Here is a 12,095-nt window from a genome sequence, read left to right as displayed (position 1 = left end):
TGTTTCTGTTTTTCTGTATTCAGCATTTAATAATACCGGTTAGTCAGATTTGGTGGGTCTGACAAGACTTGAACTTGTGACCCCACGCTTATCAAGCGTGTGCTCTAACCAACTGAGCTACAGACCCTCAGATACATCGTCATGAAGAACAACTTGTTGTGGATTCTTACCAATCGTCAATCTTTCGTTAAGGAGGTGATCCAGCCGCAGGTTCCCCTACGGCTACCTTGTTACGACTTCACCCCAGTCATCGGCCACACCGTGGTAAGCGTCCTCCTTGCGGTTAGACTACCTACTTCTGGTGCAACAAATTCCCATGGTGTGACGGGCGGTGTGTACAAGGCCCGGGAACGTATTCACCGCGGCATTCTGATCCGCGATTACTAGCGATTCCGACTTCATGGAGTCGAGTTGCAGACTCCAATCCGGACTACGATCGGCTTTTTGAGATTAGCATCCTATCGCTAGGTAGCAACCCTTTGTACCGACCATTGTAGCACGTGTGTAGCCCTGGTCGTAAGGGCCATGATGACTTGACGTCGTCCCCGCCTTCCTCCAGTTTGTCACTGGCAGTATCCTTAAAGTTCCCGGCTTAACCCGATGGCAAATAAGGAAAAGGGTTGCGCTCGTTGCGGGACTTAACCCAACATCTCACGACACGAGCTGACGACAGCCATGCAGCACCTGTATGTAAGTTCCCGAAGGCACCAATCCATCTCTGGAAAGTTCTTACTATGTCAAGACCAGGTAAGGTTCTTCGCGTTGCATCGAATTAAACCACATGCTCCACCGCTTGTGCGGGCCCCCGTCAATTCATTTGAGTTTTAGTCTTGCGACCGTACTCCCCAGGCGGTCTACTTATCGCGTTAGCTGCGCCACTAAAGCCTCAAAGGCCCCAACGGCTAGTAGACATCGTTTACGGCATGGACTACCAGGGTATCTAATCCTGTTTGCTCCCCATGCTTTCGTACCTCAGCGTCAGTATTAGGCCAGATGGCTGCCTTCGCCATCGGTATTCCTCCAGATCTCTACGCATTTCACCGCTACACCTGGAATTCTACCATCCTCTCCCATACTCTAGCTTCCCAGTATCGAATGCAATTCCTAAGTTAAGCTCAGGGATTTCACATCCGACTTAAAAAGCCGCCTACGCACGCTTTACGCCCAGTAAATCCGATTAACGCTCGCACCCTCTGTATTACCGCGGCTGCTGGCACAGAGTTAGCCGGTGCTTATTCTGCGAGTAACGTCCACTATCCAAGAGTATTAGTCTCAGTAGCCTCCTCCTCGCTTAAAGTGCTTTACAACCAAAAGGCCTTCTTCACACACGCGGCATGGCTGGATCAGGCTTCCGCCCATTGTCCAATATTCCCCACTGCTGCCTCCCGTAGGAGTCTGGGCCGTGTCTCAGTCCCAGTGTGGCGGATCATCCTCTCAGACCCGCTACAGATCGTCGCCTTGGTAGGCCTTTACCCCACCAACTAGCTAATCTGACTTAGGCTCATCTATTAGCGCAAGGTCCGAAGATCCCCTGCTTTCCCCCGTAGGGCGTATGCGGTATTAGCATTCCTTTCGGAATGTTGTCCCCCACTAATAGGCAGATTCCTAAGCATTACTCACCCGTCCGCCGCTAGGTCAGTTACCGAAGCAACATCCCCCGCTCGACTTGCATGTGTTAAGCCTGCCGCCAGCGTTCAATCTGAGCCATGATCAAACTCTTCAGTTAAAATCATTAGTAGCTTATGGCTACAAATCTTGGCTCATCAATTTTCTGACATTAATTTCTCAAATAAACTTCGAGTAATTTCTACCATTCAATCAATGAAATATTTTCGATCGATCAATCAGTAAAAATCCACACAAGTTGTTCTTCATAATCTCTTAATGATCTTTCTATTACCTCGTCAGTGATAGAAGCTGGACTCAATATACTCAACAACTCAGCACTTCGTGCTTCGTTCGTTTCTGTCTATCTCGTCGGTATGGGGTGCATTCTAGACCATTTCTAAAGCTTTGCAAGTGCTTTTAACTGGTTGTTTTATCGGGTGTTGTATTTTTATGCACTAAAAAGGTTCAAAAACATACAAACATACATTTAACCCCATAATTTTAAAGCAGAAATATAGATTTAATATTTCTGCTCTCTTTTTTCATTACTTTTGCACTGTTGCTGCTTTAATATTCACACTGAGAATTTTAATGGGTTGTTTCGGTACATCTTGATGTGGCCCTGCACGTCCTGTCGGTACTTTAGTGATCTTATCCACCACATCCATACCTTTAGTGACCTGACCAAAAACCGCATAACCTGCGTTATTGGTACTTCTATCTAGAAAGTTATTATCCACCACATTAATAAAGAACTGACTAGTTGCAGAATGCGGTAGGTTGGTTCGTGCCATCGCCAAAGTGCCACGTTTATTCGATAGACCATTGCTTGATTCATTTTGAATGGCTGGTCGTGTTGGCTTTTCCACAAGGTCAGCAGTCATGCCCCCACCTTGCACCATGAAACCTGGAATGACTCGATGAAAGATCGTGCCGTTATAAAACTTAGCTTTCGTGTAGTCTTCAAAGTTTTTTGCTGAGATTGGTGCTTTATCATTAAACAGTTCAATTTCGATGTTGCCCATTGATGTTTTCATTTCAACAATCGTGTTATTTGCCATGACCGCCATACTCATATAAGTAGCCGCCACTGCAACTAAACTCTTCTTTAACATTTCGTTACTCACAGCATTCAGATGTTATTAGATTTCGGTATATTAATCGTTCAGTATAAATAAAACACTACTTCTTCTAAGAAAACGAGAATAACGATGAATGAAGCTTTAACCCTATCCCAATTGAATCAATTTCCACCTTGGCACTTACAAGGTGAAGCCTTTATTTTGAATTATTGGATCAGTCCGCAATTTATCCGACAATATAAAGCGTTTCGTATCGCACCCTCCCCAATTGGTCGTGTGGTTCAAGTTATGTTGGTTCGTTATCATCAATCCCCTGTTGGCCCTTATGACGAACTGCTTTTACTTGACCACCCTTTACTGAGCAAACGGCGGTTAAGTTCAATTCCTAAAATTTATGTATCTACACAGATTTCAGTTGAACATGGTCAACAGCTTTGGGGTATTCCGAAAGAGTTTGCTCAGTTTGATTGGTATACGCAGAATGAAACAACACAATGCCAACTCAGTACTCAAAACCAAACTCTGTGTTTAACACTCACCCAATGTAAAAAGGCACATCCGTTTTATATTAATAGTCATCACATTCCCCGCTCCATGCTCAAAATACAGCAAGCATGGCAAGGTCAACGTTATGAGTTTTCTCCACAGTTTCGCGCAAAGCTAATGAAACTGAAAATATTTGAATGGCAAAACAATACCACCCTCTTTCCAGACTTTGGACAAGCCAAGGCTCTACAAAGTTTTTATGTCCCGAGCTTTCAGCTCATTTTTCCAGAAGCCAAAATCCGCTCTAAATAAAAAAAGAATGTTCCACGTGAAACATTCTTTTGAAAATTCATGCTTTTTTATTTGGCATTCTTATCCCAAAATTTTCTAAAATCCTTTGCCATTTCTATGGTGATTTTTTTTGCTCGACGAGAAATGATGGTGAAGTTCACAAACCCATGGGGTTGATCTAGATAATTCTGATAATAAACCTTATTACCCTGCTGCTTTAATTTGATGGCATAAATTTCACCTTCATCATGCAATAAATCATGACCCGCTGTAATGACATAGGCAGGAGCCAAACCTTTTAGCACTCCATAGGTAGGAGAAACTAGCGGGTCATCTAAAGCCACCTGATGTTGTTCAGCATACACTGATGTCACCCTATCAACATCTTGCTCCGTTAGGGTCAGTCCTTCTTTATATGCAAAGAATGATGGATGGCGACTTTTGAAATCGACCACAGGATAAATTAATAGTTGTGCACTTGGCGCATAAGCTTTTGCAGCAGTTCGCTGCGCCAGCACCGCACAGATATTACCACCTGCACTATCGCCAGCCACCGCAATTCGGTTTTTCAAAATTTTAAGTTGACGTCGGTTTTGATACACCCAAGCTAAAGCGTCTTCACAAGATTGAATCAATAGTTGCGGACTAGCTTCAGGAGCTAAAGGATAATCAATACTGAGCACCTGCACTTTGGCATGGATTGCCAGTAAACGACAGACTTCATCATGGCTATCGAGGCTGCCGACTACAAAGCCACCGCCATGATAAAACACCAGCATCGGAAGTTTCTTGTTTGGTGCAGGATGATAATGCCGCGCAAATACAGTTCCACTTTGTAAAGGTAGACGTAAATCTTCCACTTGTTTTACAGTACTGGATTTCGTGGTCAAAATTTGAATTTGATGATCAAACAATTTACGCGAACGATGGTAATCTTCAAAAATAAAGCCCGATTTGCCCTGCTTATATTGGGCCGCCATTAAGCATTTAATAAAGGGGTCTAATTGTTCAAACTGGTAAGGATAACCCAGTGCTTTAACTAGGCCTTCTTGTGCTAGCGTCGGTAAGTGATCAATCACCCGAGCGGTACTGCCTTGGCCTTGTTCCATCCATTGTTGTAAAGTTTGATTCAAAACGCCCATGTCAATAATATCCTTTTATCGTTCTTCATATTCTCTACATGATCAGCACTTACGTGACCATTCTCTTATATAAGTCTTCACATCAAGATACATAGCAATACGCCCTATACGCTAATCTTCTTTTAAGAGCTTGTCATTGACAATTTTTATGCTGATTTAGGAGTGTTTTGCTACTCCGTTTTATTAAGGAGACCTGTCATGACTAAAAAAATAATATTCCTCTCGCTCATCAGCACCTTGTTTGTTGGTTGTGTGGCTTTTCCTGAGGATAGCTATTATGACGGACGCTACGACCACCGCTATGATTATGATGATCGGCGCCACGACCAGCATGACCGCTATGAACGTGAACGAGACCGCCAACGTTGGGAATATCAACAACGACAAAACCGCATCGAACGTGAACGTCACGAGGCAGACCGAAACCGCCAAAAATATGCTGAATGGGAACGCCAGAACCGCGAACAAGAACGACAACGCATTGAAGCTGAGCGTCAACGGGTTGCCAATCAACGTCATCAAGACTGGCAACAGAAAAAGCGTGAGCAAGAGCGATTAAATCAAGAACGTAAGCGTTATGATACTGAACGTCAACAACGACAAAATGCCGAACGCCAACGTCGTGAGCAAGAGCGTCAACGGACTGAAGATCGACGTAAACAATCCAATAACGATCGTAAGCAACGTCCCGATGATCAACGCCGCGATCAAAACAAAGGTTGGGATAACTCGCGTCAAGATCGAGGAAATCGTTATCGCACATCAGACTGATGAAATAACACGGCTGAACAGTTTGAGTGATTTATCCTCTAAAAAAGCCTTCACGGTATCCTGTGAAGGCCTTTAACAAAGCCAGTGTAAGAGAAGTTCTCTTTTAAGCTTTATTGTTGTGTTGTCGCGGGCGCAGATTGGATGGGTTCAACCTGAGCAGCAGGATCTGCTTGAACCTCTACTCCAGCACTTCCCTCAGCGGTTGCTGTTGCATCTGGTGCAGTGGTCACTTGAGCGGCCTCAGGCGCTGTAGTGGTTTCATTTGAGCTACAGCCCACAATGGCAAAAGCTGAACCTAAAAGCGCTAGAGACAATAATGCAGTTTTCTTATTTAACATTCTTTCATTTCCTTTTACGTCATACAAAAATAGCAAAGCCAAACTTTGCCCTGCCTATCTTTGTCAAATCCGAAAACTTTTACACACGTCCTGAGTTGTAGTTTTTGCAGACTCGAGTACAACTTGTGCAATTTTTTATTAATTGGGCACAAATATCACCTTAGCGCTACATCTCCACAGCAACGTAAGTTAATGTGCTGATTCTTCATTGTTTCTCTCTTTGATTAGCAGCACAAAAGGAACTCTATGCTTAGCCCATCAACTCTTCAGCATTGCAGAACTCCTGTATGCTGATACACGATTAAATAATGTTATTTTTAAATTTGAAGCAAAAAAAAAGCTTAACCCAAGGCGGATTAAGCTCGAAAAAGCATATAGAAATAAAGAAACCACAGTCTTAAAAATCGAATTTTGAGCGCAAAGCTCGAATCATTCTGACAGTATTATACCTTTACACTGAATAAAGTAGTTTTGGGAGACGTACTATTCAAAAACCTAAATCTCTAAATTAGGAGAGTTTCCCTCAAGCTATACAAATAGGTTGCAGTCACCATACTTTACTCTTTCCACAAAGTATGATCACCGCTGATAAATTCATTATGTAGACAATCGAAAAATTAGTAAAACAGATAAATTTAATTAAAATAATTCAATGTAACGATTAGACTTTTTCAACATAAAAAAACTAAAGCTGGATTGGAAATGGACCTTCACACAGAATAAGCGCCAAGAAAGCGTGATTTCAGCAATTTTTCACCAAAAATACATGAATTAATCACTGAAGCCGCTTGAATTTTTGACTGTTGCCCCGACCTTTTGTAGTAATCCTGAATTCAATAACGCATGGCAGTTCAGATTAACCCAGTTAACACTGATGCCTGAAGGACTGTACATGTTTAAGAACCCATTTAAACGGAGTAAATCAATGGCGACTGAGCACAATCAAGACGCTCAAGATCTAGGGCAAGAGCAAGCGGATTCACAAACAACGCAAACTCAAGCTGAAACGGAGCAAGCTGAAGTTTCAGTTGAGGATTTACAAGCTCAAATTACCAATCTTGAAGAAAGCTTAAAGCTTGAAAAAGCACGCACTGCAAATGCTGTATACGAAGCACAAAAAAGTGTAGAGCGTATTCAACGTGAATCAGATAAGCATAAAGACACCGTTCTAGAAAAATTCGCAAAAGAGTTACTTGACTCAGTGGACAATTTAGAACGTGCCATTAGCGCGTCGGGTGAAGAAAAAACACCAATGTTTGAAGGTGTGGAACTGACGTTGAAATCGTTACTGACTGCACTGGAAAAATTTGGTGTGGTTGCAGTTGATACAGCAAATGGTTTCAATGCGGACTTGCATCAAGCAGTCGGGATTGATCCAAATGCAAAAGCCAACGAGATCGGAACGGTATTGCAAAAAGGTTATACCTTAAATGGTCGTTTGCTCCGTCCAGCAATGGTCATGGTTGGCGCATAAGCCCTATAAATTCGAGAGTTTGTAAAATTTTTTCGTGATTATCACTTGAAAAAAATTGAACGGCTCTCATATCGAATAACAAGCAAAAACATTGCAAAAATTTTTGAGGAATCATCCAAATGGCTAAAATCATTGGTATTGACTTAGGTACAACAAACTCTTGCGTCGCTGTACTTGAAGGCGACAAAGTTAAAGTGATCGACAACGCTGAAGGTGCACGTACAACACCATCGATTATTGCGTATAAAGATGGCGAAATCTTGGTGGGTCAGTCTGCAAAACGTCAAGCAGTGACTAACCCTAAAAACACATTATTCGCGATCAAACGTTTGATCGGTCGTAAGTATCAAGACCAAGCGGTTCAAAAGGACATCGGTCTTGTACCTTACAAAATCATCAAAGCAGACAATGGTGATGCTTGGGTTGATGTAAACGACAAGAAACTTGCACCACAACAAATCTCTGCTGAAATCTTGAAAAAGATGAAGAAAACTGCAGAAGATTACTTAGGTGAAACAGTAACTGAAGCGGTGATTACCGTTCCTGCTTACTTTAACGATGCACAGCGTCAAGCAACCAAAGATGCGGGTAAAATCGCAGGTTTAGAAGTTAAACGTATCATCAACGAACCAACGGCTGCTGCACTTGCGTTCGGTATGGACAAAAAAGAAGGCGACCGTAAAATTGCAGTTTACGACTTAGGTGGTGGTACTTTTGACGTATCTATCATTGAAATCGCAGACCTTGATGGCGACCAACAAATCGAAGTGTTATCAACCAATGGTGATACCTTCCTTGGTGGTGAAGACTTTGATAACGCGTTAATTGAATTCTTGGTTGAAGAGTTCAAGAAAGAACAAAACTTCAACTTGAAACAAGATCCACTTGCATTACAACGTTTGAAAGAAGCCGCTGAGAAAGCAAAAATTGAGCTTTCTTCATCAAATGCAACTGAAATTAACTTGCCGTACATCACGGCGGACGCAACTGGTCCTAAACACTTAGTGATCAATGTAACGCGTGCAAAACTTGAAGGTTTAGTGGCTGATTTGGTTGAACGTACAATCGAACCTTGCCGTATTGCACTTAAAGATGCAGGTCTTTCAACTTCTGAGATTTCTGATGTGATCTTGGTGGGTGGTCAGTCTCGTATGCCACTTGTACAACAAAAAGTACAAGAGTTCTTCGGTCGTGAGCCACGTAAAGACGTGAACCCTGACGAAGCGGTAGCAATGGGTGCTGCGATTCAAGGTGCGGTATTGTCTGGTGACAAAACTGACGTACTTCTTCTTGACGTGACGCCGTTGACACTTGGTATCGAAACCATGGGTGGCGTGTTAACAGCAATTATTGAGAAAAACACCACGATTCCTGCGAAGAAATCTCAAGTGTTCTCAACTGCTGCGGACAACCAACCTGCTGTAGACATTTCTGTGTTCCAAGGTGAACGTAAAATGGCACAGCAAAACAAATTGTTGGGTAACTTCCAATTGGGCGACATTCCACCAGCTCCACGTGGTGTGCCACAAATTGAAGTATCGTTCGACATCAATGCTGATGGTATCTTAAAAGTATCAGCTAAAGATAAGAGCACTGGTAAAGAGCAATCGATCCAGATTAAAGCAAACTCAGGTTTGTCTGATGCTGAAATCGAAGCAATGATCAAAGACGCTGAAGCGAATGCTGAAGAAGACCGTAAGTTCGAAGAACTAGCGAAAGCGCGTAACGAAGCAGATGCATTAGTATCTTCTGCTCAAAAAGCAGTGAAAGATCTAGGCGAGCAAGTAACAAGCGACGAAAAAACTGCCATTGAGACTGCAATTGCTGAGCTTGAAACTTCGACTAAAGAAAATGATGTAGAAGACATCAAAGCGAAAACTGAAGCTTTACAAAACATCATTATGCCGATCACGCAACGTGCGTATGAAGCTGCGCAAGGTCAAGGCGGTGCTGAAGGTTTCGACCCAAATGCATTCGGCGGTGACGCTGGTCAACAACAAAAAGCGGACGATGGCGTTGTAGATGCTGAGTTCACAGAAGTAAAAGACGACAAAAAATAATTTGTCTCTTTAATAAAAAACCGCGCGAAAGCGCGGTTTTTTATTACCTAAAGCACGTTGTGTCGTATTCCACTTTTACATTAGCCTGATAAAAAATTTAGAATTTAACCACCCATGAAAACTTTACAGTTGGGCCTCATCGCCCTCATTACAACCTTCGGTTCTGCTTGTACCACAATAAACCCCTCCGTAGAAACAGCTAAAAACCAGCAGCAGCAAGGTGCGCAACAGCAGATCCAACAAGCCTTCAATCAACTCCAAACCACGGGGGTGATTGTCATTAAGGATCAACATGGCTTACACAACTACGGCAATGACCTAAGCCGCGCTCAGACACCGTATGTGCCCGCTTCTACCTTTAAAATGCTGAATGCCTTAATCGGACTAGAACATGATAAGGCAACCATTAACGAGGTATTTAAATGGGATGGTCAAAAGCGTAGCTTTCCTGCTTGGGAAAAAGACATGACTTTAGGGCAAGCCATGCAAGCATCTGCTGTTCCAGTTTATCAGGAGCTAGCACGGCGCATTGGTCTAGAGCTGATGCAAAAAGAAGTGCAACGCATTGGATATGGCAATCAACAGATTGGCACCGTTGTCGATAATTTTTGGTTAGTCGGCCCACTGCAAATTACGCCTGTTCAAGAAGTCCTTTTTGTCGAAAAGCTGGCAAATAAAAAGCTTGCATTTAAACCAGAAGTGCAACAGGCGGTACAAGACATGCTACTGATTGAACAGAAACCGAATTATAAACTCTATGCAAAATCAGGTTGGGGCATGGACATAGAACCGCAAGTTGGTTGGTGGACAGGCTGGGTAGAATATCCCGATCGTGAAAAGGTCTATTTCTCTTTAAATATGCACATGAAAACGGGAATTCCAGCCAGCGTACGTGAGCAACTGGTTAAACAAAGCTTGACTACATTGGGTCTAATTTAAAGCCCTTAATCTGACGCATTTTTATTTAGCAATCATCCTTTTTAAGCTAAAGTAGTTAAAAACAACGATCTATGAATAAAATATGCGTCTCATTGTATTGTTTGCTCTACTTGGCTTTTTAGGGATGATTTTTTATCAAAATCTGCAACATCCTCAACTTCGGCTCAATCCATTGTTAGATCGCATCACCCACCCTTTTGATCAACGTATTCGCTATCGGATTGCAGAAGTTGACCCTCGTTTTAACCTAAGTGAAGTAGAACTAAAACAGATCAGTCAACAAGCCACCGATATTTGGAAACAAGGTCTCGGAAAAGACTATTTTGTTTATGACCCTGATGCTCGGCTCAGTATTCATCTCATTTATGATCAAAGACAAGATGAGTCGGTACAACGCCGTGATCAACTGACTAAACTCACGCATAATGAACAAGGGCTGAGTCAAAAAAATACTGAACTCAAAGCCATGCAAGAAAATCTGGCACGTAACGAAGTAACTTTAGATATGCAAAAACAGAGTCTACAGGAACTTAGCCAAAACTATAATGCAATGATCCGTCAGTATAACCAGCACGGCGGAGTCCCTCCTTCGCAGCAAGCTGCTGTACAACAGAGTTTGGCGCAGTTGCGTCAACAGCAACAAGTTTTAGACCAACAAATTGCCAGCTTTAATCTACAAGTGAATGCCTACAACCAAAAGGTAGATGAGCTGAATCGTTTAGATCAAGGCCATAATCTCGCCATTGACCAGTTCAACCAACGCTTTCAACCCCGACTATTTGATAAAGGACTGTTTAATGGGCGAGAAATTCACATTTATGAGTTCGAGTCAGAAGATGACCTACGCATGACCTTGGCACATGAATTTGGTCACGCCCTCGGCATGAAACATCATAATGATCCGAAAGCCTTGATGTATCCAATGTTAGATGCACAAGATATGCAGCATTTTCGTTTACAAAATGCAGATATTGCGTTGTTTAATACCCGTTAAAATGATGGATTACTAAAAATAATCCCCTATTTTTAATATGTGTATGAAATACAATCAAAGTACGTCTTGACTCAGGTTCGTGTTATTGTAAATAATTGAATATCCACTAGAAGCTTTGGAGACGAATGTGAGTTACTACCATATCTTAATCGAAGTAAATGACCACATCAGTACGATTGAAGAAACTCGTGATATCGAAATCTTTGATATTGTTGAGATTCAACCTTATCTCCATTCTATTCTATTGCCTTATTTCAACGAGCAACTGTTAGAACTTGAAGATGAAAATTTAGAGTTTAAAGATGTTTTACATCTGGAAGTGAAACAGACGCTTTTGCCGATCAATGATTTGATTGAAGAAGAGCAGAAACTGTTACCGAGTGACACTGATGTCACCATTACTGCCTATGAAGTTTTTAATAACCGTGACTTAAGCCAAGATGTCACCACGATTATTTTTGACTTACTCGATGCGATTAAACTCGATTGAAAGTGAATGTTTGCACATAAAAAAACCCTCATCATGAGGGTTTTTTTAATTAGGTCAGGTTTAGATCGAGAAAGATGAACCACAACCACAGGTCGTTGTTGCATTTGGGTTTTGCACAACGAAACGTGAACCTTCCAAACCTTCAATATAATCCACCACTGAACCGACCAAATATTGATAACTCAATGAGTCAACCAACATTTTCACATCACCATTGATAAATTCTGCGTCGTCTTCATTTTGGTTTTCAGCAAAGTTAAAACCATAAGAAAAACCTGAACAACCACCGCCCGTAACATATACACGGAGCATTAAATCTTGATTCCCTTCACTGTCACGTAATTGACGTACTTTATTTGCGGCATTGTCGCTTAGTTCAAGTGCTTGGGCATTCATCTTAGATTCCTCAGTTCGGTTCAG

11 protein-coding genes, 1 tRNA gene and 1 rRNA gene are annotated in these 12,095 nt (G+C 42.1%); 7 read left to right on the top strand and 6 right to left on the bottom strand.

The window, feature by feature from the left end; translation table 11 throughout:
• Window positions 1-50 precede the first annotated feature (50 nt).
• From CDG62_RS02985 to CDG62_RS02975, 3 genes are all read right to left on the bottom strand, one after another.
• A tRNA-Ile gene (locus CDG62_RS02985) sits at window positions 51-127 on the bottom strand.
• Window positions 128-188: 61 nt separating this feature from the next.
• Window positions 189-1,726: ribosomal RNA gene (locus CDG62_RS02980) — 16S ribosomal RNA — on the bottom strand.
• 427 nt (window positions 1,727-2,153) lie between these two features.
• Complete coding sequence (locus CDG62_RS02975) at window positions 2,154-2,723, bottom strand: peptidylprolyl isomerase (protein ID WP_087528445.1); 570 nt, start codon at window positions 2,721-2,723, stop codon at window positions 2,154-2,156.
• Between the two features lie 96 nt (window positions 2,724-2,819).
• Here CDG62_RS02975 and CDG62_RS02970 point away from each other — a divergent pair, with 96 nt between their 5' ends.
• Window positions 2,820-3,488 (top strand): acetoacetate decarboxylase family protein, encoded by a 669-nt coding sequence (locus tag CDG62_RS02970; protein WP_087528446.1) that lies wholly within the window; start codon window positions 2,820-2,822, stop codon window positions 3,486-3,488.
• A 47-nt stretch (window positions 3,489-3,535) separates the two neighbouring features.
• Here CDG62_RS02970 and CDG62_RS02965 read toward each other — a convergent pair whose 3' ends face one another.
• On the bottom strand, window positions 3,536-4,609 hold the full coding sequence (locus CDG62_RS02965; protein ID WP_087528447.1) for an alpha/beta hydrolase: 1,074 nt from the start codon (window positions 4,607-4,609) through the stop codon (window positions 3,536-3,538).
• 198 nt (window positions 4,610-4,807) lie between these two features.
• Here CDG62_RS02965 and CDG62_RS02960 point away from each other — a divergent pair, with 198 nt between their 5' ends.
• On the top strand, window positions 4,808-5,380 hold the full coding sequence (locus CDG62_RS02960) for a hypothetical protein (RefSeq protein WP_087528448.1): 573 nt from the start codon (window positions 4,808-4,810) through the stop codon (window positions 5,378-5,380).
• Between the two features lie 110 nt (window positions 5,381-5,490).
• Here CDG62_RS02960 and CDG62_RS02955 read toward each other — a convergent pair whose 3' ends face one another.
• On the bottom strand, window positions 5,491-5,718 hold the full coding sequence (locus CDG62_RS02955; protein WP_087528449.1) for a hypothetical protein: 228 nt from the start codon (window positions 5,716-5,718) through the stop codon (window positions 5,491-5,493).
• 925 nt (window positions 5,719-6,643) lie between these two features.
• On the opposite strand from CDG62_RS02955, the gene grpE reads away from it, so the two are divergent.
• The 5 genes from grpE to CDG62_RS02930 all read left to right on the top strand — a co-directional run bounded on the left by grpE (window position 6,644) and on the right by CDG62_RS02930 (window position 11,675).
• Entirely contained in the window at window positions 6,644-7,192 is a 549-nt protein-coding gene (gene grpE, locus CDG62_RS02950; protein ID WP_087528450.1) for a nucleotide exchange factor GrpE, read from the top strand.
• 119 nt (window positions 7,193-7,311) lie between these two features.
• Window positions 7,312-9,252 carry a molecular chaperone DnaK gene (gene dnaK, locus CDG62_RS02945; protein WP_087528451.1) on the top strand — a complete coding sequence of 647 codons (1,941 nt, stop codon included), beginning with the start codon at window positions 7,312-7,314 and terminating at the stop codon, window positions 9,250-9,252.
• 114 nt (window positions 9,253-9,366) lie between these two features.
• On the top strand, window positions 9,367-10,191 hold the full coding sequence (gene blaOXA / locus CDG62_RS02940) for an OXA-211 family carbapenem-hydrolyzing class D beta-lactamase (protein WP_087528452.1): 825 nt from the start codon (window positions 9,367-9,369) through the stop codon (window positions 10,189-10,191).
• A gap of 82 nt (window positions 10,192-10,273) precedes the next feature.
• Complete coding sequence (locus CDG62_RS02935) at window positions 10,274-11,185, top strand: matrixin family metalloprotease (RefSeq protein WP_087528453.1); 912 nt, start codon at window positions 10,274-10,276, stop codon at window positions 11,183-11,185.
• 115 nt (window positions 11,186-11,300) lie between these two features.
• Window positions 11,301-11,675, top strand: a complete 375-nt coding sequence (locus tag CDG62_RS02930; protein ID WP_005401765.1) for a hypothetical protein — start codon at window positions 11,301-11,303, stop codon at window positions 11,673-11,675.
• A 60-nt stretch (window positions 11,676-11,735) separates the two neighbouring features.
• On the opposite strand, the gene erpA is transcribed toward CDG62_RS02930, so the two are convergent.
• Complete coding sequence (erpA, locus tag CDG62_RS02925) at window positions 11,736-12,071, bottom strand: iron-sulfur cluster insertion protein ErpA (protein WP_086210890.1); 336 nt, start codon at window positions 12,069-12,071, stop codon at window positions 11,736-11,738.
• Window positions 12,072-12,095: the final 24 nt, after the last annotated feature.

It is taken from the genome of Acinetobacter sp. WCHA55 (assembly GCF_002165305.2).
GTDB lineage: Bacteria > Pseudomonadota > Gammaproteobacteria > Pseudomonadales > Moraxellaceae > Acinetobacter.
Note: the sequence above shows the minus strand (reverse complement) of the source record. Positions and strands in the feature narration are given on the sequence as shown.